This is a genomic window from Rhodanobacter sp. FW106-PBR-R2A-1-15, assembly GCF_058789735.1.
In genome coordinates, this window is record NZ_JBYTEM010000046.1 from 1 (window position 1) to 26693 (window position 26693).

Annotated in this window: 21 protein-coding genes and 1 pseudogene; 4 read left to right on the forward strand and 18 right to left on the reverse strand. The window is 67.9% G+C overall.

Translation table 11 applies throughout. From position 1 onward, the window contains the following. Nucleotides 1-131: 131 nt before the first annotated feature. Together kdsA and pyrG are read right to left on the reverse strand one after the other, a co-directional pair. Nucleotides 132-965, reverse strand: coding sequence for a 3-deoxy-8-phosphooctulonate synthase (gene kdsA, locus AC3WTD_RS17730; protein ID WP_027492307.1), 834 nt, complete (start codon nt 963-965; stop codon nt 132-134). Nucleotides 966-1056: 91 nt separating this feature from the next. Then, nucleotides 1057-2727: a CTP synthase gene (gene pyrG, locus AC3WTD_RS17735; RefSeq protein WP_027492306.1), complete on the reverse strand. Its 1671-nt coding sequence runs from the start codon at nt 2725-2727 to the stop codon at nt 1057-1059. 145 nt (nt 2728-2872) lie between these two features. Here pyrG and AC3WTD_RS17740 point away from each other — a divergent pair, with 145 nt between their 5' ends. Beyond that, entirely contained in the window at nt 2873-4672 is a 1800-nt protein-coding gene (locus AC3WTD_RS17740) for an aminopeptidase P family protein (protein WP_492614575.1), read from the forward strand. An 88-nt stretch (nt 4673-4760) separates the two neighbouring features. On the opposite strand, the gene AC3WTD_RS17745 is transcribed toward AC3WTD_RS17740, so the two are convergent. The 6 genes from AC3WTD_RS17745 to AC3WTD_RS17770 all read right to left on the reverse strand — a co-directional run bounded on the left by AC3WTD_RS17745 (nt 4761) and on the right by AC3WTD_RS17770 (nt 11050). Beyond that, nucleotides 4761-5711, reverse strand: coding sequence for a PLP-dependent cysteine synthase family protein (locus AC3WTD_RS17745; RefSeq protein WP_027493454.1), 951 nt, complete (start codon nt 5709-5711; stop codon nt 4761-4763). A gap of 1 nt (nt 5712) precedes the next feature. Then, nucleotides 5713-6063 carry a carboxymuconolactone decarboxylase family protein gene (locus tag AC3WTD_RS17750; protein ID WP_027493453.1) on the reverse strand — a complete coding sequence of 117 codons (351 nt, stop codon included), beginning with the start codon at nt 6061-6063 and terminating at the stop codon, nt 5713-5715. A gap of 30 nt (nt 6064-6093) precedes the next feature. Next, nucleotides 6094-6309, reverse strand: a complete 216-nt coding sequence (locus tag AC3WTD_RS17755; RefSeq protein WP_492614576.1) for a hypothetical protein — start codon at nt 6307-6309, stop codon at nt 6094-6096. A 59-nt stretch (nt 6310-6368) separates the two neighbouring features. Beyond that, nucleotides 6369-7346, reverse strand: a complete 978-nt coding sequence (lipA, locus tag AC3WTD_RS17760; protein ID WP_492614577.1) for a lipoyl synthase — start codon at nt 7344-7346, stop codon at nt 6369-6371. A 108-nt stretch (nt 7347-7454) separates the two neighbouring features. Next, on the reverse strand, nt 7455-10193 hold the full coding sequence (locus AC3WTD_RS17765) for a putative bifunctional diguanylate cyclase/phosphodiesterase (protein WP_492614578.1): 2739 nt from the start codon (nt 10191-10193) through the stop codon (nt 7455-7457). 80 nt (nt 10194-10273) lie between these two features. After that, nucleotides 10274-11050, reverse strand: a complete 777-nt coding sequence (locus tag AC3WTD_RS17770; protein WP_492614579.1) for an iron-containing redox enzyme family protein — start codon at nt 11048-11050, stop codon at nt 10274-10276. A gap of 399 nt (nt 11051-11449) precedes the next feature. On the opposite strand from AC3WTD_RS17770, the gene AC3WTD_RS17775 reads away from it, so the two are divergent. Continuing rightward, nucleotides 11450-13747: a nitric-oxide reductase large subunit gene (locus AC3WTD_RS17775; RefSeq protein WP_492614580.1), complete on the forward strand. Its 2298-nt coding sequence runs from the start codon at nt 11450-11452 to the stop codon at nt 13745-13747. A 312-nt stretch (nt 13748-14059) separates the two neighbouring features. On the opposite strand, the gene AC3WTD_RS17780 is transcribed toward AC3WTD_RS17775, so the two are convergent. The 3 genes from AC3WTD_RS17780 to scpC form a co-directional block, all read right to left on the reverse strand. Next, nucleotides 14060-14944 carry a patatin-like phospholipase family protein gene (locus tag AC3WTD_RS17780; RefSeq protein ID WP_492614581.1) on the reverse strand — a complete coding sequence of 295 codons (885 nt, stop codon included), beginning with the start codon at nt 14942-14944 and terminating at the stop codon, nt 14060-14062. A 112-nt stretch (nt 14945-15056) separates the two neighbouring features. Then, nucleotides 15057-15485, reverse strand: a complete 429-nt coding sequence (locus AC3WTD_RS17785) for a VOC family protein (RefSeq protein ID WP_027493446.1) — start codon at nt 15483-15485, stop codon at nt 15057-15059. A gap of 90 nt (nt 15486-15575) precedes the next feature. Then, nucleotides 15576-17084: a succinyl-CoA:acetate CoA-transferase ScpC gene (gene scpC / locus AC3WTD_RS17790; protein WP_027493445.1), complete on the reverse strand. Its 1509-nt coding sequence runs from the start codon at nt 17082-17084 to the stop codon at nt 15576-15578. A gap of 229 nt (nt 17085-17313) precedes the next feature. Between scpC and AC3WTD_RS17795 the strand changes: the two genes are divergently transcribed. Continuing rightward, the gene (locus AC3WTD_RS17795) at nt 17314-19527 is read left to right on the forward strand and encodes a penicillin acylase family protein (protein WP_492614582.1); all 2214 of its coding nucleotides are present in this window, start codon (nt 17314-17316) and stop codon (nt 19525-19527) included. A gap of 47 nt (nt 19528-19574) precedes the next feature. Here the strand turns inward: AC3WTD_RS17795 and AC3WTD_RS17800 are convergent, their stop codons facing one another. The 6 genes from AC3WTD_RS17800 to AC3WTD_RS17825 all read right to left on the reverse strand — a co-directional run bounded on the left by AC3WTD_RS17800 (nt 19575) and on the right by AC3WTD_RS17825 (nt 24972). After that, complete coding sequence (locus AC3WTD_RS17800; RefSeq protein WP_027493443.1) at nt 19575-20270, reverse strand: VIT1/CCC1 transporter family protein; 696 nt, start codon at nt 20268-20270, stop codon at nt 19575-19577. Between the two features lie 84 nt (nt 20271-20354). Beyond that, nucleotides 20355-21401: an SDR family oxidoreductase gene (locus tag AC3WTD_RS17805; protein ID WP_492614583.1), complete on the reverse strand. Its 1047-nt coding sequence runs from the start codon at nt 21399-21401 to the stop codon at nt 20355-20357. A gap of 44 nt (nt 21402-21445) precedes the next feature. Next, the gene (locus AC3WTD_RS17810) at nt 21446-22150 is read right to left on the reverse strand and encodes a glutathione S-transferase N-terminal domain-containing protein (protein ID WP_027493441.1); all 705 of its coding nucleotides are present in this window, start codon (nt 22148-22150) and stop codon (nt 21446-21448) included. Nucleotides 22151-22276: 126 nt separating this feature from the next. Beyond that, nucleotides 22277-22960, reverse strand: coding sequence for a GNAT family N-acetyltransferase (locus tag AC3WTD_RS17815; protein ID WP_027493440.1), 684 nt, complete (start codon nt 22958-22960; stop codon nt 22277-22279). A gap of 41 nt (nt 22961-23001) precedes the next feature. After that, entirely contained in the window at nt 23002-23379 is a 378-nt protein-coding gene (locus AC3WTD_RS17820) for a VOC family protein (RefSeq protein ID WP_235642194.1), read from the reverse strand. A 96-nt stretch (nt 23380-23475) separates the two neighbouring features. Continuing rightward, complete coding sequence (locus tag AC3WTD_RS17825; RefSeq protein WP_492614584.1) at nt 23476-24972, reverse strand: amidohydrolase family protein; 1497 nt, start codon at nt 24970-24972, stop codon at nt 23476-23478. A gap of 145 nt (nt 24973-25117) precedes the next feature. Between AC3WTD_RS17825 and AC3WTD_RS17830 the strand changes: the two are divergent. After that, nucleotides 25118-25950: pseudogene (locus AC3WTD_RS17830) on the forward strand (NAD-dependent protein deacetylase). 302 nt (nt 25951-26252) lie between these two features. Here the strand turns inward: AC3WTD_RS17830 and AC3WTD_RS17835 are convergent. Further along, the gene (locus AC3WTD_RS17835) at nt 26253-26630 is read right to left on the reverse strand and encodes a YybH family protein (protein ID WP_492614585.1); all 378 of its coding nucleotides are present in this window, start codon (nt 26628-26630) and stop codon (nt 26253-26255) included. Nucleotides 26631-26693 lie beyond the last annotated feature (63 nt).

Consider the following 26693-nt stretch of genomic DNA (forward strand, 5'->3'; position numbering starts at 1 on the left):
ATCACCCGGTTCCCCCGATGATCAGTCGGGAATGCTCGACCCTGACAGGTCGGACATCAAGACCTAAGGAGCGCACCTTGTGCGCGAGCTTTTCGTCACGCGACGAAGAGCATCGCGCACAGGGTGCGCTCCTACACGTCTTGTTCGAGGAAGCGGTGCCGCTTGGTCACGGCGTCCAGCTCCAGCAGGGTCTCCAGCAGCGCCTCCATTTTGTCCAGCGGCCACGCGTTCGGGCCGTCGGACAATGCCTTGCTGGGATCGGGATGGGTCTCGGCGAACAGGCCGGCCACGCCGACCGCGACCGCCGCACGCGCCAGTACCGGCACGAACTCGCGCTGGCCGCCGGAGCTGGCACCCTGGCCGCCCGGCAGCTGCACCGAGTGGGTGGCGTCGAACACCACTGGGCAGCCGGTTTCGCGCATCACGCTGAGCGAGCGCATGTCCGAGACGAGATTGTTGTAGCCGAAGCTGGCGCCGCGTTCGCAGACCATGATGTGGTCGTTGCCGACGGCCTTGGCCTTGGCCACCACGTGCCTCATGTCCCACGGCGCCAGGAACTGGCCCTTCTTGATGTTCACCGGCTTGCCGGCGCGCGCCACCTTCTGGATGAAGTCGGTCTGCCGGCACAGGAAGGCCGGCGTCTGCAGCACGTCGACCACCGATGCCACTTCGTCCATCGGGGTGTACTCGTGCACGTCGGTGAGCACCGGCACGCCGATCTGCCGCTTCACCTCGCCCAGGATGCGCAGGCCCTCCTCCATACCCGGACCACGGAAGCTGTCGCCGGAGGAACGGTTGGCCTTGTCGAAGCTCGACTTGAAGATGAAGTTCACGCCGAGTCGCGCGGTGATTTCCTTCAGCGTGCCGGCGGTGTCCAGCTGCAACTGCTCGGACTCCACCACGCAGGGGCCGGCAATCAGGAACAGCGGCTGGTCCAGGCCAACCTCGAAGTTGCAAAGTTTCATCGCTGCAGCCCTCGTGGCTGCAGCGACGTCGTCGGCCCGTCATCCCGGCCATGGATTGGCCGGGACCCAGTTACAGGGAGGTGAATAGCCTTCATGCCACGTGCTCTCTGGCCAGCTTCTCGCCCTCGCGCACGGCCTTGTATTCGCGCGCGGCACGCACGAAGCCGATGAACAAGGGGTGGCCGTCGCGCGGGGTGGAGGTGAACTCCGGGTGCGCCTGGCAGCCGAGGAACCACGGGTGCTGCTGTTGCGGCAACTCGACGATCTCCACCAGCAGGTCGTCCATCGACTTGCCGGAGATCACCAGGCCCAGGTCCTCGAAGCTCTGGCGATAGCGGTTGTTGAACTCGTAGCGGTGGCGATGGCGCTCGCGCACCACGTCCTGGCCGTACAGCTCGCGCGCCAGCGTGCCGGCCTTGAGGCGGCATTCCTGCGCGCCCAGGCGCATGGTGCCGCCGAGGTCGGAACGGTCGCTGCGCTGCTCGACTTCGCCGCTCGCGGTGGTCCATTCGGTGATCAGCGCGATCACCGGGTTCGACGTGTTGCGGTCGTTCTCGCTGGAGTCGGCGTCTTCCAGACCGGCGACGTGGCGGGCGAAATCCACCACCGCCGCGTGCATGCCGTAGCAGATGCCGAAGTACGGCACGCCGCGCTCACGGGCGTACTTTGCCGCCAGCACCTTGCCCTCGAAGCCGCGCTTGCCGAAACCACCGGGCACCAGGATCGCATCGGCCTTGCCGAGCACCTTCGCGGCGCCTTCGGCCTCCACCTGCTCGGAGTCGACCCAGTCCAGGTTCACCCGCGTCAGCTGCTTGATGCCGCCGTGGCGCAGCGCCTCGCCCAGCGACTTGTAGGCGTCCTTGTGCTCGACGTACTTGCCGACAATGGCGATGGTGACCTCGCTCTTCGGATGCTCCACCGCATCGACCGTGCGCTGCCATTCGGACAGGTCCGCCGGCTTGGCGTCCAGGCCGAGCCTCTTCACCACGATGTCGTCCAGCCCCTGCTGGTGCAGGTACAACGGCTGCTTGTAGATGATGTCCACGTCGGTGGCGCTGATCACCGCGTTTTCCGGCACGTTGGTGAACAGCGCGATCTTGCGCCGCTCGCTCTCGGGCAGCGGCTGCTCGCAGCGGCACAGCAGGACGTCCGGCTGGATGCCGATCGAGCGCAGTTCCTTCACCGAGTGCTGGGTGGGCTTGGTCTTGATCTCGCCGGCGGCCTTGATGTACGGCACCAGGGTGAGGTGCATGAACACCACCTTCTCCGGGCCATGCTCGATGCGCAGCTGGCGGATCGCCTCCAGGAACGGCAGCGACTCGATATCGCCCACCGTGCCGCCGATCTCCACCAGCGCCACGTCGAAGCCGCGGGTGGCCTCGTGGATGCAGTGCTTGATCTCGTCGGTGATATGCGGGATCACCTGCACGGTGGCGCCGAGATAGTCGCCGCGGCGCTCCTTGCGGATCACGCTCTCGTAAATCTTGCCGGTGGTGATCGAGTTCTTGCCGGTCAGGCGGGTGCGCACGAAGCGCTCGTAGTGGCCGAGGTCGAGGTCGGTCTCGGCGCCGTCGTCGGTCACGTAGACCTCGCCGTGCTGGAACGGACTCATCGTGCCCGGATCCACGTTGATGTAGGGATCGAGCTTCATCATGGTGACCGAAAGGCCGCGTGCTTCGAGAATGGAAGCGAGCGACGCCGCAGCAATGCCCTTGCCAAGCGAGGACACCACACCGCCGGTGACGAAAATCAGGGGGGTCATGGAAAGCAGCCGTGCTGGAAATTGGCATTTTAGCCGCAGAAGCGTCGCACTGCGAGATGGCGCAACGGAATTCGTCGCGATCGGTTCATTTCCGACGCCCTTGCAATGGATGAAACGGCCGCACAGCGCCTGCTAGCATGGCCGGATGAACAACCCCGTCCCCGCCCGCCTCGCCGCCCTGCGCGCGGCCATGCAGCAGCACGGCATCGCCGCCGTACTCGTTCCCAGCGCCGATCCGCACCTGTCCGAATACCTGCCCGCCCACTGGGCCGCGCGCGAATGGCTGTCCGGTTTCACCGGTTCGGCCGGCACCCTGGTCGTCGGCCGCGAGCAGGCCTGGTTGTGGACCGACTCGCGCTATTTCTCGCAGGCCGAGCAGCAACTGGCCGGCAGCGGCATCAGCTTGATGAAGCTGCGCGTGCCGCACACGCCTGAACACCTCGAATGGCTGCAGCAGCATCTGCACGACGGCGACGTGCTGGCCGTGGCCGGCGACAGCGTGGCGGTGGCTACCCGCAACCAGATCGAACGCCGGTTGGCCGACACCGGCGCCTCGGTGCGCACCGACCTGGACCTGCCCGGCACGGTCTGGACGGACCGCCCGGCGCTGCCGCAGGCGCCGGTGGTCGAGCACGAGCTGGTCTGGGCCTGCATCCCGCGCGCCGACAAGCTCGCCCGCCTGCGCAAGGCGATGCACAAGCTCGGCGCCACCCACCACCTGCTGTCCAGCCTGGACGACATCGCCTGGCTGACCAACCTGCGCGGCAGCGACGTCGAGTGCAATCCGGTGTTCCTGGCCCACCTGCTGGTGCAGGTCGATGGCCGCGCCACGCTGTTCGTGAGCCGCGCCAAGCTCGGCGACGCGCTGGTGGCGAAGCTGGCCGCTGACGGCATCGGCATCGCCGACTACGCCTCGATCACCTCGACGCTTGAGGAACTGGGTGTGGACAACCGCCTGCTGCTGGACGACGGCCGGGTGGTCAGCGCGATCGCCGCGGCAATCCCGCCAGAAGTGACCCGAATCGAGGCGGCCAACCCGAGCACCGCGTTCAAGGCGGTCAAGAGTGCCGCCGAGCTGGAACACATCCGCGACGTGATGCGCCGCGACGGCGCCGCGCTGGTGCGCGCCTTCCGCCGGCTGGAGCAGCGCCTCGCCGCCGGCATGACGGTGACCGAGCTGGACGTCGACACCCTGCTCCACGAGGAACGCTCGGCCCAGCCCGGCTGGGTCGGCGAAAGCTTCGCCACCATCGCCGGCTACCAGGCCAACGGCGCGCTGCCGCACTACCGCGCCACGCCCGAATCACACGCCACGCTGCAGGCCAGGGGTCTGCTGCTGGTCGACTCCGGCGGCCAGTACCTGGGCGGCACCACCGACATCACCCGCGTGCTGGCGCTGGGCGAGACCACGCCGGAACAGCGCCGCGACGCCACCCTGGTGCTGAAGGGCATGATCGGGTTGTCGCGCGCGCGCTTCCCCAGGGGCGCCAGCGGCCCGCAGCTGGATGCACTGGCGCGCGCGCCGCTGTGGGCCTCGGGCATGGATTACGGCCATGGCACCGGCCACGGCGTGGGCTACTTCCTCAACGTGCACGAAGGGCCGCAGTCGATCCGCCCGCCGGTCGCCGGCGGCGCGCTGGTGGCGCTGGAGCCGGGCATGATCAGCTCGATCGAGCCGGGTCTGTACAAGCCCGGCCGGCACGGCATCCGCCACGAGAACCTGGCGGTGGTGGTCGAGGCCGACCGCACCGAATTCGGCGAATTCCTCGCCTTCGAGACGCTGACCATGTGTCCGTTCGACCGCCGCGCGCTGGAACCGAGCCTGCTCAACCCGGAGGAACGCGCCTGGCTGGACGACTACCACGCCAGCGTGCGCGCCGCACTCAGCCCGCTGCTGGACGACGCCGACCTGGAATGGCTGAACCGCCACTGCGCGCCGCTGTAGGCATGTTGTAGGAGCGCACCCTGTGCGCGATGCTCTTCGTCACGGTGTGGAAAAGCATCGCGCGCACAGGGTGCGCTCCTCCGTCGCTTCAGCGGAAGTGCGTGGCGTCCACGTCGACGGCGACCGGCTGCATGAAGTACTCGTGCAGGTATTTCTCGCCTTCGTCGCAGAACACCGTCACCACGGTCTTGAGCTCCGGGAAGTTCTGCCGGATGCGCTTGGCCGCCAGCAGGTGCGCGCCGGAACTCGGACCGCAGAACAGTCCGTAGCTGCGCGCCAGCCGCTTCATCTCGCTCACCGCATCGGCGCTGAACACGCTCAGCACCTCGTTCACCAGTCCGGCATGGCGCTGGAAGATGCCCGGCACGAAGCCGTCGGAAATGCCCTCGATGGTATGCGCGGCGATCTCGCCGCACAGGATCGTGCAGGATTCGGACGGCTCCATCGCAAACAGCCGCACGGCCGGGTTGGCCGCGCGGAATGCCTGGCCCACGCCGATCAGCGTGCCGCCAGTGCCCACGCCCAGCACCAGCGCGTCGGGCACGCGACCTGCCGGCAGCTGGGCGAGGATTTCCGGACCGAGGATCAGCCGGTTCTCCTCCACGTTCCACTCCGACTCGAACTGGCTCGGCGCGAAGTAGCCGGGCTGCTGGCCGAGTTCACGCGCGCGCACCAGCGCCTCGTTGACATGGAAGTTGCCGCAGAACAGCACGTCGGCGCCGTACGCCCGCGAGATCGCCACGCGCTCGCTGGACATGCCCTCGGGCATCACCACCAGCATGCGGTAGCCTTTCACCGCCGCCACCATCGACAGCGCGTTGCCGGTGTTGCCGCTGGTCGCCTCGACGATGGTGTCGCCGGGCTTGAGCAAACCTTCCCGCTCCGCCCGCTCGACCATGTACTTGGCGATGCGCGCCTTGATCGAGCCGGAGGGATTGAGGAACTCGATCTTGGCGTAGACGCCCTCGATCTCCAGCAGCGGCGTGTCGCCCACCGCATCGAGGATGTTGTCCGATACCGTGCTGAACCGCGCGGCCATTTCAGCCCGCCCCGTGCGCGTCGTGCGCATGCTGCATCACGTCCAGCGCCAGCGTCGAGTGCGCGTAGGCGCCACCGGCGCGCATCTCGGCGGCCACCCAGATGGCCTCCATGATCTGCTGTTCGCTGGCGCCCTGCTTCAAGGCTCCGGCCGTATGTCCCTTGATGCAGTAGGGGCACTGGGTGACATGCGCCACCGCCACCGCGATCAGCTGCTTGGTGACGGCCGGCAGCGCGCCGTCGGCGAACACCGCGGCGCTGAACGCCTTGAACGCGTCCAGCGGCGCGGGTGCCAGTTCGCGCCGCTTGCGCGCCAGTTCTGCGGTCGACTGCGGGTACATCGTCGTGTCCATGCCATCCTCCTCGATGAATCAGGTGAAAACTCAATGCCGCGTCGACACCGTGCCCAGCACCCAGCTCGGCGGGTCGCTGGCCGGGAAGCTCTGGGCGAGCTCGTCGTCGATGCGCCGCTCCCACGCCAGCACCGATTCATCGGCTTCCAGTGTGGGCGGCCTGCGGCCGGACGCAGCCACGGCGCCGGCGGAATCCGGCCCGACCAGCGAGCGGCGGGGGAGACGATGTGCAATGGAAGGAAACATGACGGTACCTCCTGATGTCGGTGGACATCGAAGCATTGGACCGGCCCGTCGCGCCCAGGTCACAGTCCCAGGTTGTTGTGCTCCAGCACGCGTTCGGCGCGATAACTCGAACGAACCAGCGGTCCGGCGACCGCCTCCACGAAACCCTTGCCGAGCGCCAGTTCCCGGTAATGGCGGAATTCGTCCGGCGTGACGAAACGCTGCACTGGCAGGTGGTGCGGGCTGGGCCGCATGTACTGACCCAGCGTAACCACGTCGACGTTGGCGCCGCGTATATCGTCCAGCGTGCGCTCGATCTCCGCGTCGGTCTCGCCCAGGCCCAGCATCAGGCTGGTCTTGGTCAACGTCTGCGGCGCGTGCCGCTTGGCGAAGGCCAGCACGCCGAGCGTCTGCGCGTAGCCGGCGCGCGGGTCGCGCACGGCATGGGTCAGCCGCTCCACCGTCTCGATGTTCTGCGCATAGGTGACCAGGCCGGCGTCGAGCACGGTCGCCACGGCGGCGTGGTTGCCGGCGAAGTCCGGGGTCAGCGCCTCCACCGCCGCCTGCGGCGCGCGCTGGTGGATCGCCCGCACGCAGGCGGCGTAGTGCGCTGCACCGCCGTCGGCGAGGTCGTCGCGATCGACCGAGGTCAGCACCACGTACTTCAGCCCCATCAGCGCCACCGCGTCGGCCACCTGCAGCGGTTCCAGCGGATCGAGCCAGCCCTGCGGGTTGCCGGTGCTGACCGAGCAGAACTTGCACGCGCGCGTGCACACCGAGCCCATCAGCATCAGCGTGGCCGTGCCGCGGCCCCAGCACTCGGCGATATTGGGGCACTTGGATTCGGCGCACACGGTGTTGAGCTGGTGCGTGCGCACGATGTCGGCCACTTCTTCGTAGTGCGCGCCGCTGGGCAGCTTCACGCGCAGCCACGGCGGCTTGCGGCCGACGTCGGGTTCATGGCTGTGCGTATTGGGCTTCTGCCCGCCCTTTACCGCGCGGGTGCCCTGCGGGCTGGTGAATTTGCTGCCGTCGGGGACTGAATGACTGCTGGACATGAAGGAAGATGCGTGGCTGGCGGGACTGCAGCCAGTGTCCTGCGCCGCGCCGCCGCCTGCCCTGATGCACATCAAGGCAGCCGGGCCGGCGCCATGCAGGGGCACCGATCAACTGCGCTTGGGCGGCACCAGCTTCAGCCGCGTCGGCACCGGTGGCTGGCTCGGGCACAGCAGATGCTGCACATCTTCGGGCCGCAGCGGGTAGGAGTACAGGTAACCCTGCCCCTCGATGCAGCCGCTGCGCAGCAGGAAATCATGCTGCGCCTCGGTCTCGATGCCCTCGGCGATGGTGGTCAGGCCGAGGCTCTTCGCCATCGCCAGGATCGCCCCGGCGATCGCCGCGTCATTGCTGTTGCCGGGCAACCCGATGATGAAGGAGCGGTCGATCTTCAGACAGGTCACCGCCGGCAGCTTGAGGTAGGCCATCGAGGAATAGCCGGTGCCAAAATCGTCGATGGCCACCGCGATGCCAAGCGTGTCCAGGGTCTGCATGGTGCGCTCGATGTCGTCGCCCAGGCGCAGCATCGCGCTCTCGGTGATCTCCAGCAGCAGGCGCCGGGGCGCCAGCCGCCGCGACTGCAGGTTGCGGCTGATCCCGTCGACGAAGGCCGGGTGGCCGAACCAACGCGCCGAAATGTTCACCGCCACGCGGATCGGCGGTACGCCGGCCAGGTCCCAGGCCTGGATCTGCGCACAGGTGGTCTGCATCACCCATTCGTCGATGCGGCGGATCAGGCCCAGGCTCTCTGCCACCGGGATGAACTCGGCCGGCAGCACCTCACCGCGCTCCGGATGCTGCCAGCGCAGCAGCGCCTCCACCGCCACGATGCGGCCGCTGCGCAGCTCGACGCTGGGCTGGAACACCAGCTGGAACTCGTTGCGCGCCAGCGCCTGGCGCAACTCGGCGGCCAGCTGCAGGCGCCGGCGGGTGTCGGCGTGCATCATCGGCGTGTAGAAGCGGAACGCATTGCGTTCCTCGGTTTTCGCCGCGTACATCGCCGCGTCGGCGTTCGCGATCAGCGCCAGCGCATTGTCGCCGTCCAGCGGATAGCCGGCCACGCCGATGCTGGCGCTCAGCACGATCTCGTAGTCGTCCACCAGGAACGGCTCGGACAAGGTGGCGAGCAGCCGGCTGACGATGGTCCTGCCGTCTTCGCGCAGGATCAGCCGCGGGATCAGCACGGTGAACTCGTCACCGCCGATGCGCCCGGCCACGTCGCCTTCGGACAGCTGCCGGCGGATCCGTTCGGCCACCTTGACCAGCAGGCGGTCGCCGATCGCATGGCTGTAGCTGTCGTTGACGATCTTGAACGCATCCAGGTCGATGAACAGCACCACCACCGCCAGCCGCTCGCGTTCGGCCACCGCGATCGCCTCGGCGCAGTGCCGCTCGAACTCCGCGCGGTTGGCCAGGCCGGTCAGCGGATCGTGCCGCGCCATCTGTTCCAGCCGGCGCTGGTTCGCCTTCGCCTCGTGGATGTCGGTGAGTACGGCGACGTAGTAGACCACCTGGTCATTGGCATCGCGGATCGCGCTGAGGCTGAGGTGCTCGGGATAGCTGCTGCCGTCGCTGCGCGTGCTCAGTACCTCGCCCATCCAGTTGTGGCCGGCCGCCACGCTGTCCCAGATCGACGGCGGCAGCGGCTGGCCGCCGGGCAGGCGGCGGGTGTCGTCGAGGCGCTTGCCGTGCAGCGCCTGGGCGGTAAAACCGGTCAGCTCGGCATGCGCCGCATTGGCCGAAATCACCTGCCGCGCGGCATCGGCGATGAGCACGCCTTCGGCGATGCTGGCCAGTGCCTCGGCGGCGATGCGCCGATCACGCTCCAGCGCCACCCGCTCGGAGATGTCGCGGATGATCGCCTGGCGCACCGGCTGGCTGCCCCAGTTGACCAGGCTGGTCTGCGTTTCCACCGGACGGGTGCGGCCCTTGGCCCCGAGCAGCACGTTGGCAGCGGCCTGCCCGGTTTTCTGCCCCGCCATGGATTGCATGAACAGGTGCACGAAGCGGTCACCGACCAGTTCGCCCGCGCTGCGTCCGGTCCACGCCGAAGCGGTGCGGTTGACGTCCAGGATCCGCCCGCTGGCCTCGTCGACCATCACGATCGCATCGGCGGCGCTGTCGAACAGCAGGCGGTAGCGCTCCTCGCTGCCGCGAATGCTGGCCAGAGTGCGGTGCGCCATATCCAGCCATAGCAGGACGGCAATGCAGGCGGCGCTCAATACGCCAATGAACAGCATGTGACCCATCCACGTCGTGCCATGGGCCACTTCGAGTGAAAATCGGTTGGCCTTCGGCTCGATCGAATCGTTCAGGGCATGAATGCGGCCACGCTGGATGGCTGCCTGTTGAACCGAAACGGCCCCGGCGGCATATGTGCGCTCCAGCTCCTTGGCAATGGCGGCAAGTTGGGCAATCTCCACGTCGCTGGAGCGCCATGCCGCCAGTGCATCACGCAAATAAGGCGCTCTGGAAAAATGCTCCAGCACGAAAATCATGCCAGGCTTCGCCGTCGGCATGACGTTGCCATGGACAAACGCCCTGTCCACCACTGCCTGGTCGAAATACCCCGACGCAATCTCGTCTCGCGCCAGCCGATCGGAGTCGAGGGTGGAGTAATTCCGCCAGAACCCGGCAAGATCGGCGGAATTGCCGGTGACCGCATAGCCATCCAGGGCAATGACCGCCTGCTTCTGCGCTTTGGACCAGACACTCTCGCTGTTGAGAAACCCAGCGAGAGTGACCTGGGTCTGCAGGGCAAACCACGTCAGCCCGAGGATCATGGCCAACATCACCACCAGCGCATAGGCCAGCGGCAGCATGCGTCGTGACAAAGGTTGCTGCAACATGGGGGATGCCTTGCGCATGCGCAAAGTTATCTCATGCCTGACCCGTCAATGGAACGCCTTGCCCCATGTCCCGATGACCGTCAGGCAGCCACTTCCTTCATCAAGGTGGATGGGCTGCGTGCCTGCATGCAGAGGTCGCCAACGATCCGCATACTCGTATAGCTTCTGCGGACGCACTCGCCCAGATGAGTCACCTCGTCAATCTTCGGCGTCCTGCCCAGCAGTGTGCAGACTATCTCCAGTGCCTCCCACGGGTGGATGTCGTCGTAGGCCGCGTGCAGTTGAAGCCAACGCAGGCTACCGGTCCTGGTTCTGGGGGGAAAGCTCTCGGCGTAAGCGGTGCTTTCATAGATGGGCCGCGACCATTCACCGGTCACTCCTTCGATCGCATAGTTGGTGGCGATCATTCCCGCTGCCAGCGTCCCGATGGTGCTGATTTCCTCACACCAGTTGGCCAGAGTCTGCGTGCCATGCGGGGGCCGTGCACTCAGCACCTCCTCGCGAGGCACGCCGGAGCCTTCTGCCCAGGCAAGCCAGTATTCCGCATGATTCTGTTCGACCCGGATATTGCGCACCAGCCAGCGGCGTGCCATGTCGTCGCCAAGGCTGCGTCCGTATTGGGTCTTCAGCAGATTCAACGCCATGAAACTCGGAAAGCGCTCAATGAACGGCCAGACCCCCACCATGAAACTGGCGGTGGAGGTCTGGCCAAGCCGAACTTCCCGCATCATCGCCCACAACTCATGATCCAACACGCTCTGCTTGGTGCTTTCGCAGTCGGCCACCATGTCCTGTGCCCACTGCGGGTAGCTGCCCAGTTCGGTCAACGGGCCGGTGCGCTCAAAAGGGGTATGCATGTGATTTTTCCTCGGTCGTCAATGGTGCTGCAGTGGACTGCAGCGTCGATGGCCGGCCCGGAAGGCAGAAGCTCCGATACCGACCGCCATCCGGCATCGCGGTGATGCCGAAACTCTCTGGTGCATGACCCTGGTGGCGGCGCCCCTTGCGTACGCGGTCGGAGCCGTGGCCGCCGCCGGCGCCGTGCAAGGCCATGGCGGTGCTTCACACCCGGCTCCATCCCCCGATCGATGCCAGTGCGGCACAGCCTTCACACGTCCTGCACGGAAAGAAGAAAAAGCTTGCCGCGGCCATCCTGAGTGAATCCACAGCAGACACGATCCGGTTCCAGCACGGGCGGCGACTGCGTCCCCGATACCGCCCGATACTCGCCCACACATCGCGGAAGAGGAAGCACCATGAGCATCGCCGCCCAGCCATTGACTGCGGAAGATCCGGAACTCTCCCCCTGGTGGCTGCGAACGGTGCTGATCGTGATGGTGCTGGGCTTCGCCGGGCTGCTCGCGATCACCACGCTGGCCTACCGCAATGCCCCACCGATTCCTGCCCATGTGGTGGACGTGCAGGGCAACCAGTTGTTCAGCGGCGACGACATTCGCGACGGCCAGGCGGTTTTCCTGAAATACGGCCTGATGGACAACGGCAGCATCTGGGGCCACGGGGCCTATCTCGGTCCGGACTACTCGGCCGCGGCGCTGCACCGCATCGGCGAGGACGCTACCGATGCCATCGCGCAGCAGCAGTATCACCAACCGCTGGCCGAACTGGCGCCGGCCCGGCAGGCGGCGGTGCGCGCGGAGACCGCGGTGGAACTGAAGACCAATCGCTACGATCCGGCCAGCGACACGCTGCAGCTGACCGCACCGGAGGTGACGGCGTACCATCAGCAGGTTCCCCACTGGACCGACTACTTCCTGCACCCGGAACGCAACGGCGGGCTCAAGGCCGGGCTGATCACCGACCCGACCGAACTGCACCAGTTCACCGCGTTCGTGACCTGGGCGGCCTGGGCCTCGGTGGCGAACCGCCCCGGCGAGAACTACTCCTACACCAACAACTTCCCCTACGACCCCGCCGTCGGCAACACACCGGTGCCAGGGGCGCTGCTGTGGAGCGCGCTCAGCCTGATCGTGCTGCTGGCCGGCATCGCCGTGGTGCTGCTGATGTTCGGCAAGTTCGACTACCTCGGCTGGATCAGCCGCGGCCAGCACATCCACCCCCACCTGCTGCCGGGCGTGGCCGGTCCCGGCCAGCGCGCACTGGTGAAGTTCTTCATGGTGGTGGCGCTGCTGTTCCTGATGCAGACCCTGGTCGGCGGCGCGGCGGCGCATTACCGCGCCGACCCGGGCAGCTTCTACGGCTTCCAGCTGGAAACGATCTTCCCCAGCAACCTGATGCGTACCTGGCACCTGCAGACGGCGATCTTCTGGATCGCCACCGCCTACGTGGCCGCTGCGCTGTTCCTCGGCCGCACGCTGCGCAGCGACGAGCCGCGCTGGTTCGCGCCGTGGGTGCACCTGCTGTTCGGCGCATTCGTGGTGGTGATCGGCGGCAGCCTGCTCGGCGAGTGGCTGGGCATTTCGCAGGTGCTCGGCAAGTGGTGGTTCTGGCTGGGCAACCAGGGCTGGGAGTTCCTGGAGCTGGGCCGCCTCTGGCAGTTGCTGCTGGTGGTCGGCCTGCTGGTCTGGTTCGCCATGGTGTGGCTGCTGGTGCGCCCGCGTTCGCTGGCCAATCCGGAGTCGAAGCCGCTGGTGAAGATGTTCCTGTTCGCCACGGTGGCGATCCCGGTGTTCTACATCCCCGCGCTGTTCTTCGGCGCCAAGACGAACTACACCGTGGTCGACACCTGGCGCTTCTGGATCATCCACCTGTGGGTCGAGGGCTTCTTCGAGTTCTTCGCCACCACCGTAGTGGCGCTGACCTTCTACCAACTGGGGCTGACTCGCCGCAACGTGGCGCTGCGGGTGATCTACCTGGACGGCATCCTGTACTTCCTCGGCGGCCTGATCGGCACCGGCCACCACTGGTATTTCACCGGGCAGACCAGCGTCAACATGGCGATGTCGGCGATGATCTCGGTGCTGGAGGTGGTGCCGCTGACCCTGCTCACGCTGGACGCCTGGGACTTCGTGCGCACCACCCGCGGCCAGTGCGACATCTGCGGCAAGTCGGTGGCGGTGCCGCACCGCTGGACGTTCTACTTCCTGATCGCGGTGGGCGTGTGGAACTTCATCGGCGCCGGTATCTTCGGCTTCCTGATCAACCTGCCGATCGTCAGCTACTACGAAGTCGGCACGCAGCTCACGCCGAACCACGGCCACGCCGCGATGATGGGCGTGTTTGGCATGCTGGCGCTGGCGCTGATGGTGTTCACGCTGCGCCAGACCAGCAGCGACGAGCGCTGGGCCGGTATGGAGAAATACGTGCGGACCGGCTTCTGGGGCACCAATATCGGCCTGGCCATGATGGTGGTGTTCAGCCTGTTCCCCAGCGGCGTGCTGCAGGTGTGGGACGTGATCCAGCACGGCTACTGGCACGCCCGCGCGTTCGACTACATCGGCAGCCCGCGCTCGCACCTGATCGAATGGATGCGCCTGCCTGGCGACCTGGTGTTCATCATCTTCGGCGCGATCCCGCTGACCATCGCCGCGATCAAGGGTTGGCTGGGCGTACGCGCGACGCCGTCATCCGGCTGAACCGGCACCGGCGGGCCGGATCGGCCGCGGCGCACTTCGCAGTACGCCGCGCCCGGCCCTCGGGGGCTCACTTGTGAAGAAAACCACATCCTGTGGTTTTCTTCAGTCGCGAGTCCGGTACACGCCCGGACTCGCTCACATGAAACAGTCACTGGCGTGATTGTTTCATGTCCGGCCATCGGGCAACCGCTCCCTGCGTTGCCTCAACTCGGGCATCGGGCAACTGCTCCTGCGTTGCCTCAACTCGGGCATCCATGCCCTCGCCGTGGCCTCGCCGTGGCCGGCCTGAGAGGTTGAAAAAATCACAACCTCTCAGTCGTGATGCTCGCGCAGCTGCGGCGGAATCCTGGCCTGCTCCAGCCCGCCCTGCTCAAGCCAGTGCCGGGTCTCGGAGCGGGCGCGGGCAATCAACCTGGCTGCCGCGGAGTAGTCGTACGGTGAAACGTCGAGCGGACACAGGCTGGGCACGATGCGCAGCTCCACTGCGGTACCGGCAAAGCGCTCGGCGTCATACACCAGTTGCCGCGCCACCAGCAGACTGAGCGCATGCATGGCGCGTGCGATCGCACCCGGCGGCGCCCGTTCCAATGCGCAGGCGAACCCGGTGGGCAGCACGATCACCCGCGTGGCGCCAAGCCCGACCGCGGCCGAGATCGGCGTGTTGTTGGTTACCCCGCCATCGACCAGCCAGCGCGTGCCGATGCGCACCGGCGGATACACGCCGGGAATCGCGGCACTGGCCAGCACGGCATCCACCGCCGCACCGGCGGACAGCAACACCTCCTGGCCATTCAGCATGTCCGACGCCACCAGGTGTACCGGCAGCGCCGCGTCTTCCAGCTGCCGGTAAGGCAGGTGGCGCTCGAGCAGGCGCCGCAGCCCGGACGAATCCACCAGATGGTCGCGCCGGCGCAGCAGGCCGAACACGCTGCCCAGGTTGAACGGCAGCACGTCGCTGCGCTTCAGCGCGCACCAGATCCGCTCCAGCTCGCGCGCACCGGTGTTCGTCGGGTCGCCGGCGAAGTACGCCGCGTTGATCGCGCCGGCCGAGGCGCCGACCAGGAATGCCGGCGTCTCACCCCAGTCGAGCAGGGCCTGCAGCATGCCCACCTCGATCGCGCCGAGGCTGCCGCCGCCGGCCAGCACGAAGGCCGTGCGCCGCTGCGCACTCCCGACGGTCGGTTTCGCCTCTGCCATCTCGGCCACCTGCATGCGTCGATATTACGGCGCGCCCGGTCATCTGACGCATGCCGCAGTGGCAGGTTCCTCGCGCGGGCCCGCGGCAGGCCATCCCGTTGTCGTTGCGCCGTCAGCCGGCCGGCGTGTTCGGCACCATCACCATCCACGACACGCCGAAACGGTCGACCAGCATGCCGAAGCTGGAGGTGAAGAAGGTCGCCATCAGCGGCTGTTGCACCTCGCCTTCATCGGCGAGCGCATCGAACATGCGCTTCGCCGCGGCGTCGTCATCGGCCGAAAGCGCCAGCGAGAACCCGTCGAACTCGGGCGCGCCGCCGCTGTAGCCGTCCGAGACCAGCACCTGGCTGGCGCCGATCTGCAGGCAGGCGTGCATCACCTTGTCCGCCGGCAGCTGCGTGCCGTCCGGGCACTGGGCGGAGCCTGCGGGGCCGTCGCCGTAGCGCATCAGCATGACCACCTCGGCGCCGATCGCCCGGCGGTAGAACGCAATGGCCTCTTCGCAATGGCCGTCGAAGAACAGGTAGGGCTGGACTTGCATGGGGGTGACCTCGTCGTCGGGTGGGCAAAGCGGAGCCGGCGCACCGGCTCACTGGGACACGACGAACGGCCCGCCCGCCAATCGACAAGGTCAGCGCATGCTGCCGCTGTCCAGGTAACGCTGGTGCCAGGACAGCGCCTCGTTCAGCAGGTGCGGCGTGTGCTTGCCGTAGCTGTCGCGGCAGGCGCGGTCGAAGTAGTCCTGCAGCATCGGCCGGTAGTCCGGGTGCGCGCACTGCGCGATCACCGCCCGCGCCCGCTGCTTCGGCGACAGCCCGCGCAGGTCGGCCAGGCCCTGCTCGGTCACCACCAGGCCCACGTCGTGCTCGGTGTGGTCGACGTGGCTGACCATCGGCACCAGCGACGAGATGGCACCGCCCTTGGCCGTGCTCGGACTCATGAAGCACGACAGGAAACCGTTGCGGGCGAAATCGCCGGAGCCGCCGATGCCGTTGATGATGCGGCTGCCGGCGACGTGGGTGGAATTGATGTTGCCGTAGATGTCGGCCTCGACCATGCCGTTCATCGCGATGCAGCCGAGCCGGCGCACCAGCTCGGCGTGGTTGGACATCTCCTGCGGACGCAGCACGATGTGCTGGCGGTAGAAGTCGATGTGGCGCACGAACTCCTCCACGCCCTCGGGACTCAGCGACAGCGAGGTGGCCGAGGCCATCGCGATGGTGCCGTCGCTGATCAGCTCCAGCATGCCGTCCTGGATCACCTCGGTGAACGCGGTCAGACCGCGGAAGCCGCCCTCGCGCAGGCCGCCCAGCACCGCGTTGGCGATGTTGCCCACGCCCGACTGCAGCGGCAGCAGCTGTTCGCCCAGCCTGCCGGCGGCGATCTCGTGGCGGAAGAACTCCACCAGGTGTCCGGCGATGCTTCGCGACGCCTCGTCCGGCGGCGCGAAACGGCCCAGCCGGTCGGGCGCATCGGTTTCCACCACCGCAACCACCTTGTCCAGGTCGCAGCGCAGGTACGGCTCGCCGATGCGGTCGCCCGGCTGCAGCAGCGGGATCGGCTTGCGATGCGGCGGCAGCGCGGTGCCGTAGTAGATGTCGTGCATGCCGTCGAGCCCTTCGGGCTGGCGCCGGTTCACCTCCAGGATCACCTTGTCGGCCAGGTCCAGCCAGGTCTTGTTGTTGCCTACCGAAGTGGACGGCACCAGCCGGCCGTCCGGCAGGATGCCGGCGACCTCGACCAGTGCCACGTCGATCTTGCCGAGGAAACCGCACCACGCGTACTGCGCCACCTGGCCCAGGTGGATGTCCATGTACTCGATCTGGCCGGCATTGATGCGCGCGCGCAGCTCGGGGTCGGACTGGTACGGCAGGCGGAAGTCGATGCCGCCCACGCGCGCCAGCGCGCCGTCCAGCTCCGGCGCGGTCGAGGCCCCAGTGAGGATGCGCAGCGCGAACTTGTCGCCGCGCTCGTGCGCCGTGGAGATCCGCGTGGCCAGCGCCAGCGGCACGGCCTTGGGATAGCCAGCCCCGGTGAAGCCGCTCATGCCCACCGTCATGCCCGGCAGGATCAGCTCGGCCGCCTGCTCCGCCGACATGCGGCGTGCGGCCAGACCGGTATGTGCAATTCGTGTCGTCATGGTTTTTCAACTCTCCAAAGGGGCTCGAACAGGCCGCAGCCGCAAAGGTCGCCCAGACCGTGGCCCTGTCCGGAGCCCCATTCTGGGTACGTCGGCGCGAACCGCCAAGGCGACCTTCGGCGCATGCGTCAAATCGTCACATTACTGCATCGTTTTGCAAGCGTAGCCCGTTGATGGTCAACTCCACGGCACATGTTGCGCCAACACGTCCAGGGGAAATGACAGACCGATGCCCACGCACACTGCGAAGGACTCGCGCCACCTGCCGCGCCTGCTGCTGGCCACCGCGCTGCTCGCGTACGGGCTGGTTGCCAACGCACAGAGTACCCCGCCCGCCGAACGGGCCCGCTGGCAGCGCCAGGCGCAGGCGATCACCATCACCCGCGACGACTGGGGCATCGCCCACGTGCACGGCAGGACCGACGCCGACGCGGTGTTCGGCATGGCCTACGCCCAGGCCGAGGACGACTTCAACCGGGTCGAGACGAACTATCTCAACGCGCTGGGCCGGCTGGCCGAGGCCGAAGGCGAAGCGGCGATCTGGAGCGACCTGCGCCAGCAGTTGTTCATTGACCCGGTCGAGCTGAAGGCGCTGTACGCGAAGAGTCCCGCCTGGCTGCAGGCGCTGATGAACAGCTGGGCCGACGGACTCAACTGGTACCTCGCCACGCACCCGGACGTGCATCCGCGCGTCATCAAACATTTCGAACCATGGATGGCGCTCAGCTTCAGCGAGGGCAGCATCGGCGGCGACATCGAGCGCGTCTCGTTGAAACAGCTCGAAGCGTTCTACGGCTGCAACCCCGCCGCGCTGGCGCGCGCCGACACGCCGTCCAGCTGGGTCGAGCCGACCGGCTCGAACGGCTTCGCGATCGCACCCAAGCTCAGCGCCGACGGCCACGCGCTGCTGTGGATCAACCCGCACACCTCGTTCTTCTTCCGCTCCGAATTGCAGATGAGCAGCGACGAAGGCCTGGACGCCTACGGCGCGGTGACCTGGGGCCAGTTCTTCGTCTACCAGGGCTTCAACCGCCACATCGGCTGGATGCACACTTCCACCGGCGCCGACGTGGTCGACGAGTTCGCCGAAACCATCGTGCACCAGGGCGGCCAGCTGTTCTACCGCTACGGCAAGGAACTGCGGCCGGTCGCCACGCGCACGATCCGCGTGGCCTACCGCGCGAAGGACGGCAGCATGGCCACGCGCAACTTCGAGGCGCACTTCACCCACCACGGCCCGATCGTGCGCGAAGCCGACGGCAAGTGGATCGCCATCGCGCTGATGAACAAGCCGATGGAGGCACTGCAGCAGAGCTGGCTGCGCACCAAGGCCAGCGACTACGCCAGTTACCTGAAGGTGGCCGAGCTGAAGGCCAACTCGTCCAACAACACCATCTTCGCCGACGACAAGGGCGAGATCGCGTACCTGCACCCGCAGTTCATCCCCAGGCGCGACAACCGCTTCGACTACACCAAGCCGGTCGACGGCAGCAACCCGGCCACCGACTGGCAGGGCCTGCACGAGCTCGACGAGGCGCCGCACCTGCTCAACCCGTCGAACGGCTGGATCATGAACACCAACAACTGGCCGTACTCCGCCGCCGGCGCGTTCAGTCCGAAGCAGGCGGACTACCCGCGCTACATGGACAGCTTCGGCGAAAACCCGCGCGGCATCCACGCCACCCGTGTGCTGGACCGCGTGCGCGACTTCAGCCAGACCTCGCTGATCAGCGCCGCGTTCGACTCCTACCTGCCCGCGTTCTCGCGGCTGGTGCCGGTGCTGGTGCACGACTACGACATGCTGCCCGACCACGATCCGCTGAAGTCGCGCCTGGCCGGCCAGGTCGCACTGCTGCGCAGCTGGGACTACCGCTGGGGAATCGCCTCGATGCCAACCACGCTGGCGGTGTTCTGGGGCGACATGCTGTGGGACAAGCTGCACGCCGAGGCCGCATCCAAAGACCAGTCGGTGTACGACTACATGGCCGGCGACGCCGGTGCCAGGGCGCGGCTGGACACGCTAGCCGAAGCCTCCGACCGGCTGCAGCAGGATTTCGGCAGCTGGGGCGTGCCATGGGGCGAGGTCAACCGCTACCAGCGCAACGACGGCGCCATCGTGCAGAAATTCGACGACGCCAGGCCGAGCATCCCGGTGCCGTTCGTGTCCTCGCGCTGGGGCTCGCTGGCCTCGTTCGGCGCGCACCGCTGGCCCGGCACGAAGAAGTATTACGGCACCAGCGGCAACAGCTTCGTGGCGGTGGTGGAGTTCGGCCCGAAGGTGAGCGCCCGCGCGATTACCGCCGGCGGCGAGAACGGGCACCCCGGCTCGAAGCATTTCAATGACGAGGCCGAGCGCTACACCACCGGCAACCTGCGTACGGTGTACTTCTGGCCGGAGCAACTGAAGGGGCACACCGAGCGGGTCTACCACCCGGGCAACTGAAACACTGCGCGGGAAACGCCATCTTTCCCAGGCTGCGAACCGCCGCGCTACGCGGCGGTGCCGAACAGCATGCCCACGCCAGTGGTGACCGCCATCGCCAGCGCGCCCCAGAACGTGATGCGCATGGCGCCGACGCCCATCTTCGCACCGCCGGCCCACGCCGCCACCGCGCCGAGCACGGCGAGGAACACCAGTGAAGTGGCGAACACCAGCCACAGCAAGCTCGCCGCCGGCGCCAGCGCCACCACCAGCAGCGGCAGCGCGGAACCCACCGCGAAACTCAGCGCCGAGGCGCCGGCCGCCTGCAGCGGCCGCGCCTTCAACGTCTCGGTGATGCCCAGTTCGTCGCGGGCGTGGGCATCCAGCGCGTCGTGCGCCATCAGCTGGTCGGCCACCTGCCGCGCCAGCTGCGGGTCGAGCCCGCGGCCGACGTAGATCGTCGCCAGCTCGCGGTGCTCGGCCTCGGTCTGGGTCTGCAGCTCCAGATGCTCGCGCTCGAGTTCGGCGTGTTCGCTGTCGGCCTGCGAATGCACCGACACGTACTCACCGGCGGCCATCGACATCGCCCCCGCCACCAGCCCGGCGACGCCGGCGACCAGGATGTTCTGTCCGCTGGCATGCGCGGCGGCCACGCCCAGCACCAGGCTGGCGGTCGAGACGATGCCGTCGTTCGCGCCCAGCACCGCGGCGCGCAGCCAGCCGATGCGGTCGGTACGGTGTCGTTCGTGATGGTGTCGTGGCATGCCGGTGATCCCGCGGGTCGGATGGTGCATTGTGCGCAAGTTGACGCGCGGTGGCGCGAACGTATCTCGTCCCGCCAGGCGACGCTAGGCGCTGGCCTTCACGCCGCCCTTCAGAAGACCCAGGCGCAGCAGGCTCTCGGCGCTGGCGACCACGGCATCCTGCGGCGCGCGCGGCGACCAGCCCAGCACGCGTCGGGCCTTGGCGGCGCTGGCGTTCTTGCGCATGCCCAGCTCGGGCAGGATCTGCCGCACCGCGGGGTCGCGCAGCGCCGCCAGGCGCACCAGCCAGTTGGGCAACTGCCGCCTGGGCACCCGGCGCGCCGCTGCGCCCAGTTGCTGCCGCAGCGTCCGGGCGATCTCGCGAATCCACATGAAATCCCCCGCAACGGCGAGAAAGCGCTCGCCCGCGGCGGCCGGATCGGTCATGGCACGCAGGTGCAGCTCGGCCACGTCGCGCACGTCGACCACGCCGAAGCACAGCTGCGGGCAGCCGGGCACGGCACCGTCCATCAGCCGCTGCACCAGCAGGATCGAGGTGGAATAGTCCGGCCCCAGCACCGGGCCGAACACACCCACCGGATTGACCACCGCAAGCTCCAGCGTGCCGCCCTCGCGCGCAATGAAATCCCACGCGGCGCGTTCGGCCAGGGTCTTGGACTTGACGTAGGGCAGCACGCCTTCACCGTCGAGGTCGGTCCAGTCCGTCTCGTCGAACGGCGCCGTCTGCGGCGCATGGCCGTAGCCGACCGCCGCGAACGAGGAGGTCAGCACCACGCGCCGCACGCCGGCGTCGCGCGCGGCGCGCAGCACGCGCAGCGCGCCATCGCGGGCGGGCGCGATCAGCTCGTCCTCGTGCTGCGGGAGGTCCGGCGGGAACGGCGAGGCCACGTGCAGCACATAGTCGCAACCGGCCACCGCTTGCGGCCAGCCGGCATCGCACTCCAGGTCGGCCTCGACGAAGGACAGCCGCTCGCCCGGCTCCGCCCCGCCCTGCTTCAGCATGGCGCGCACCGCGGCCTCGCGCCCGAGGCTGCGTACGCTGGTGCGCACGCGATGCCCCGCGGCCAGCAATTGCAGGATGCAGTGGCTGCCGATGAAACCCGACCCGCCGGTGACCAGTACCGTGCCCATGACGACCCTCCCGATGTATCCGCTTGCCGCGCCGGACCGCGTGTTCAGCCGCGGCTGGGAATCTGCAGCCCGCGCTGTACCGCCGGCCGCGCCAGGCCGCGTTCAAGCCAGCCGCCGACGTGGGCGTAGCGGTCGTAGTCGACCAGCTCGCGCGCTTCGTACCAGGTGATCAGGTTGTTGACCCAGCCCAGCGTGGCGATGTCGGCGATGCTGTACTCGTCGCCCATGATCCACTCGCGCCCGGCAAGGCGCCCGTCCAGCACGCCGAGCAGGCGCTTCGACTCGTTGACGTAGCGCGCCAGCGGCCGCTTGTCCTCGTACTCGCGGCCGGCGTATTTGTGGAAGAAGCCCAGCTGACCGAACATCGGCCCGATCGAGGCCATCTGGAAGAACAGCCACTGGATCGTCTCCCAGCGCCGCGCCGGATCGGCGCTCAGGAACTGGCCGCTCTTCTCTGCCAGGTACAGCAGGATCGCGCCCGACTCGAACAACGCCAGCGGCTCGCCGCCGGGGCCGGTGGGGTCGATGATCGCGGGGATCTTGCCGTTGGGGTTGAGCGCGAGGAACTCCGGCGTATGGCTCTCGTCGTTGCCGATGTCGACCAGATGCGGCTCGTATGGCAACCCGGTCTCCTCCAGCATGATCGACACCTTCACCCCGTTCGGCGTGCTGAGCGAATAGAGCTGGATGCGCTCCGGATGCCGTGCTGGCCAGCGCGTGTTGACGGGAAAATCGGATAGCCGGGTCACGTGGTACTCCTGCGGGGCGGGGAAAGCGCACGGTAAGTTGTCCCGCCAGCGGGTTCAACCCGCGCTGCTGGCGCGATGCCGGCGTTGCCACCGCGGACGCCGTGTTTCACGCGACCACACGGCGGATCACGCCGGCGCCCGGCGCCATGACCAGAACCCGATATCGCGCCGGTGGCGATAGCCCATCCGCTCGTACATCGACTCCGCGCGCCGGTTCTGGTGGCTCACGTGCAGGAACGGCAGGCGGCCGCGTTCGAGGTTGTCGTTCGACAGCAGCGCCAGCAGCCGGCGCGCATAGCCACGGCCGGTGAAGTCGGGGTGCGTGCATACCGCGCTGATCTCCTGCTGCGCCTCCATGCCCAGTCGCTCGCCGATCATCGCCGCCAGCCGGCCGTCCTGGTAGATGCCGAAGTAGCGGCCCAGTTCCATCGTGCGCGGCCGGAAGTAGTGCGGATACACCAGCGCGGTCAGCGCCAGCACGTCGGCGCGATGCGCCGCGGTCAACTCGACCACCGGCGGTCCGTCGACCGCCGTGATCGGCGCCGGACACACCATCTGCGCCAGCGGAGCGAACGCCTCGAGCGTCCCGCCGCGCGGCGACGACGGCGCCACGCCCAGCAGGTAGACCGATTCGCCTGGCTCGACCAGCGACGCCAGCGCCCCGGTCATGTCCGCCTCCGCGCTGGCCAAGCCGAGGAATGGAGCAAAAGCCGCGGGATAACGCGCCACGTCGCCGTGGCGCAGCGCGATGGCCCGGTGCCGGCTGCACAACGCGGACCAGAACGGGTTGTCGAGCTCGGCCGGGTTCATGCCGCCATGCTAGCGCGCCGCTGCAGCGCCGGCGGCGCCAGTCACAGCACCTGGCAGGCTTCCAGGTAATTGCCGTCCGGGTCGGTGAAGCCGAAAAAACGCACGCCGGCGCCCGTCCCCACTGGCTCGGGCGTACCGCCGTGAGCCGTCACGAAGGCATGCGCGGCGTCGGCGTCCGCGACCGCCAGAATCGGATAGGTTCCCGCGCGTCCCGTCGTGGCGTGGCCGGTTTCCTGGAGCTTGCGTTGCCACAAGGTGAGGCTGGTATCGCCGAGCGGCAGCACCGCCAATCCTTCGCCACCTTCGAAATAGATCGGCTCGACCGCCAGCAGGCGCTGGTACCACGGCAAGGCATGGGCGAGATCGCGCACGCGCACGATGACCGTGCCGATGCGCAGGAATGGCGTGGTGGCTGGCATGCATGTCCCCCGGCAAGAGTCCCCGCAGGGGCGTCCGGCGATCGTCCGGGCCGGGGCGGAGAAACTCAAGTGCTCCACGCCCGGCAAGGGCCTGCGCTAGCGCAGGCCCACCGTGCCGTTCGCCGCCTTCACCAGCTTGGCCGGGTCGTAGCCCATGCCGTCCTTGAACACCAGTTCGACCTTCTCGATGTCCTTGATGTTCTCGGCCGGATTGCCGTCGAGCAGCACCAGGTCGGCGGCCTTGCCCACCTCGATCGAGCCGATGCGCTGGTCCTCGCCCATGAAGCGGGCGCCGTTGAGGGTGGCGATCTGGATCGCCTGCAACGGGGTGAATCCAGCCTCGACCAGCAGTTCCACTTCGCGCTGGTCGCCGTAGCCGGCGATCACGCCGCCATAGCCGGTGGGGTCCAGGCCGGCCAGCAGGGTGCCGCCCTGCTGCACGAACGCATGCTCGAAATCCTGCTCCAGCTTGAACACCTTCGGCCACGGCGAATCGTGCATGCCGGCGATGCGCTCGCGGCTCGCCAGGTACTCCACTCGCGTTTCCGGCAGCATCGCATCCAGCACGCGCTGATCCACCGGCGCGCGGCCGGGCACGAAGGTCTCGAACACCGGCAGGGTCGAGGTGATCGCCACATGCTTCGCCACCAGGGTCCTGATCAACTGCTGGATGCGCGGATCGTCCACGCGCATCGTCGCCAGCTGGGCCAGCGCGGCCTTGGTGTCGGGGCAGACATCGGGCTGCTTGCCGGCGCTGAATTCGGTGTCCACCGGCAAGCCGTGCTCCAGGTCATCGATGCCAAGCCCGACCGCCTCGGTGAAACCGATCGCGCACAGGTGGCCGGTCACCTGCACGTGCTTCGCGTGCGCCACCGCGATCGCCGCGGACAGCTCGGCGCGGGTGATGTGCATGTATGCCTTGAACGAGGTTGCGCCCTCGCCGATCCAGTAGTTGACCGTCTCGGTGGCGTCGGCCGCATCGGCCAGCTCGTGCATCTGCGGCGTGAAGCTGCCCTTGCCTTCCAGGTACGGCCCGGTGGTGTGCATCTTCGGTCCGGGGATCTTGCCGACGTCGATCGCCTTCTTCAGCTCCAGGTCGGTGTACGGCTCGGTGCTGCCGGTGGTGCGGATGCTGGTGACGCCGCCGGCCAGGTACAGCTTGGGAAAGCTCGATGCCTGCTCGGGATAGATCGCATCCTTCGCCTCCGGATTCACCTTCGGCGCCGGATAGAACATGTGGTCGTGCATGCCGACCAGGCCGGGGATCAGCGTGTGCCCGCTGCCGTCGATCACGGTCGCGCCCTTCGGCAGCTTCACGTGCCTGCCGAGCGCCGCGATCAGGCCGTCGCGCAGCAGCACCGTCTGCTTCTCCCGCGCCGGCGTGCCGTGGCCGTCGATCACCCGCACATGGGTGATCGCGATCAGCGGCTGCGCGTACTTCACGTACTGCAACGTCCGCGCCGACAGCTGCGGCGCCTGCGCCCAGGCAGACGAAACGGCGCACAGCCCGGCCAGCGCAGTGACCAGCAAGGCATCCCGGCGGGTACGTGGTGGCGCCAGGACGGGCGCGAGGCGGCGGGCTTGCACGGGCATGGTCGGGTTCCCCAGTGGCAGGGCGGGCAGCAGCCCGCGAGCGCGCCAAGTTACTCCGATGAAATCCGCGATGTCACAATGGCACGACGTCGTTCCGTCTGCCTGCGCTCTGTTTTCAGGCCCGCCGCGCCCTCATATCCAGCCGATGACTCCGTTGCAGCCATTCCTCGAAGCCCATCCGCGCCTGTTCGTGCTGACCGGCGCCGGCTGCAGCACCGCCTCGGCATTCCCGACTACCGCGACCGCGACGGCCAATGGAAGCGTCCGCCGCCGGTGAACTACAGCGCGTTCATGCATGAGCCAGCGACGCGCCAGCGCTACTGGGCACGCAGCATGGTCGGCTGGCGGCGCTTCGGCAGTGCGCAACCGAACGCCGCGCACCACGCCCTGGCCACGCTGGAGCAACGCGGGCAGGTCGAGTTGCTGGTGACGCAGAACGTGGATCGCCTGCACCAGCGTGCCGGCAGCGAACGGGTGCTCGACCTACACGGCCGCCTCGACGAGGTGCGCTGCATGGGCTGCGACTGGCGAGGCGCCCGCCATGCGTTCCAGCAGCGGCTGCTCGGGCGCAACCCGGCCTGGGCGCAGCTTGATGCCATCGACGCGCCGGACGGCGACGCCGAGCTGGAAGGCCTCGACTTCGCGTCGTTCGAGGTACCGCCCTGTCCGCGCTGCGGCGGCATCGTGAAGCCCGACGTGGTGTTCTTCGGCGAGGCGGTGCCGCGTGAGCGCGTGGAGACCGCCACGCGCGCCTGGCAGGCCGCCGATGCGGTACTGGTGGTGGGTTCCTCGCTGATGGTCTATTCCGGCTACCGCTTCGTGGCGGCCGCCGCGCAGGCAGGCAAGCCGGTGGCCGCGGTGACGCTGGGCCGCACCCGTGCCGATGCGCTGCTCACCCTGAAGGTCGACGCGCCCTGCCAGGAAGCGCTGGCGTTCCTGCGCGCGAACGAGCCGGCGGCCGCCGTACCGCTGCCCTAGGAGCGTGGGCGGCAGAAACACAAGCGGCTGCGGCTGCGCCGTTTTGGCCACCTTCCGCGCCGATTTTTGGCCCATAGAACCACTATGGGCCGGCAAACCGTCACGCAAGCTGGCTCAAAACGGCTTTGCCTCGCCTGCTTGGTTTCTACCGCCCACGCTCCTAGCGCGCCGGCCGCGAAAGCCTGTACGCGCTCGACCCGCAGCCGCTCGGTGAACTGCGCGATTACATCGACCTGGTGTCGAGCCAGTGGGACGACGCGCTGGCGCGGCTGAAACCCTTCGTGGAGAAGTGAGCTGGCCAGTCAGCTGGTGTGATCGAGGATGATCTTCCAGCCGTCGGCGGTCTTTTCCCACAGCAGCGAGAACACGCCATCGTCCTGCGCCACCTCGCCGTGCGTCGCGCGGTCGAGGTGGAAGCGGCCGGTCACCACGGCGTAGCGCGGCTCGCCGCCGGCGCCCGGCAGCAGGCGCACGTCCAGCTCGGAGAAGCTGAGCCGGCCCATCTGCTGCGCCGTCGCGTAGTGCCTGCGGTAACTGTCGAGAATGCTGCGATAGCCCTTGCGCACGCTGCTGCCGATGAAGGTGGTGTCCGGCGCGTCCTTGTAGCCGCGCATGTAGCCTTCCACGTCGCCGCGGTTCCACGCCGCGGCCTGCTGCGCCATCACCTGAGCCGCTTGCAAAATTCCCGCTGAAACCGGTCTAACCGGATCAACCCGTGCGTCGTCGGTTGTTTTTTGACCCCA

Bases quoted from the DNA above. Each gene is read 5' to 3' on its own strand.
- kdsA (WP_027492307.1), bottom strand. From the start codon at position 965: ATGAAACTTTGCAACTTCGAGGTTGGCCTGGACCAGCCGCTGTTCCTG.
- AC3WTD_RS17785 (WP_027493446.1), bottom strand. From the start codon at position 15,485: ATGCAAGTCCAGCCCTACCTGTTCTTCGACGGCCATTGCGAAGAGGCC.
- AC3WTD_RS17745 (WP_027493454.1), bottom strand. From the start codon at position 5,711: ATGGCCGCGCGGTTCAGCACGGTATCGGACAACATCCTCGATGCGGTG.
- AC3WTD_RS17800 (WP_027493443.1), bottom strand. From the start codon at position 20,270: ATGCCACGACACCATCACGAACGACACCGTACCGACCGCATCGGCTGG.
- AC3WTD_RS17765 (WP_492614578.1), bottom strand. From the start codon at position 10,193: ATGTTGCAGCAACCTTTGTCACGACGCATGCTGCCGCTGGCCTATGCG.
- AC3WTD_RS17815 (WP_027493440.1), bottom strand. From the start codon at position 22,960: ATGAACCCGGCCGAGCTCGACAACCCGTTCTGGTCCGCGTTGTGCAGC.
- AC3WTD_RS17775 (WP_492614580.1), top strand. From the start codon at position 11,450: ATGAGCATCGCCGCCCAGCCATTGACTGCGGAAGATCCGGAACTCTCC.
- AC3WTD_RS17770 (WP_492614579.1), bottom strand. From the start codon at position 11,050: ATGCATACCCCTTTTGAGCGCACCGGCCCGTTGACCGAACTGGGCAGC.
- AC3WTD_RS17820 (WP_235642194.1), bottom strand. From the start codon at position 23,379: ATGCCAGCCACCACGCCATTCCTGCGCATCGGCACGGTCATCGTGCGC.
- scpC (WP_027493445.1), bottom strand. From the start codon at position 17,084: ATGACGACACGAATTGCACATACCGGTCTGGCCGCACGCCGCATGTCG.
- lipA (WP_492614577.1), bottom strand. From the start codon at position 7,346: ATGTCCAGCAGTCATTCAGTCCCCGACGGCAGCAAATTCACCAGCCCG.
- AC3WTD_RS17780 (WP_492614581.1), bottom strand. From the start codon at position 14,944: ATGGCAGAGGCGAAACCGACCGTCGGGAGTGCGCAGCGGCGCACGGCC.
- pyrG (WP_027492306.1), bottom strand. From the start codon at position 2,727: ATGACCCCCCTGATTTTCGTCACCGGCGGTGTGGTGTCCTCGCTTGGC.
- AC3WTD_RS17825 (WP_492614584.1), bottom strand. From the start codon at position 24,972: ATGCCCGTGCAAGCCCGCCGCCTCGCGCCCGTCCTGGCGCCACCACGT.
- AC3WTD_RS17740 (WP_492614575.1), top strand. From the start codon at position 2,873: ATGAACAACCCCGTCCCCGCCCGCCTCGCCGCCCTGCGCGCGGCCATG.
- AC3WTD_RS17750 (WP_027493453.1), bottom strand. From the start codon at position 6,063: ATGGACACGACGATGTACCCGCAGTCGACCGCAGAACTGGCGCGCAAG.
- AC3WTD_RS17795 (WP_492614582.1), top strand. From the start codon at position 17,314: ATGCCCACGCACACTGCGAAGGACTCGCGCCACCTGCCGCGCCTGCTG.
- AC3WTD_RS17805 (WP_492614583.1), bottom strand. From the start codon at position 21,401: ATGGGCACGGTACTGGTCACCGGCGGGTCGGGTTTCATCGGCAGCCAC.
- AC3WTD_RS17755 (WP_492614576.1), bottom strand. From the start codon at position 6,309: ATGTTTCCTTCCATTGCACATCGTCTCCCCCGCCGCTCGCTGGTCGGG.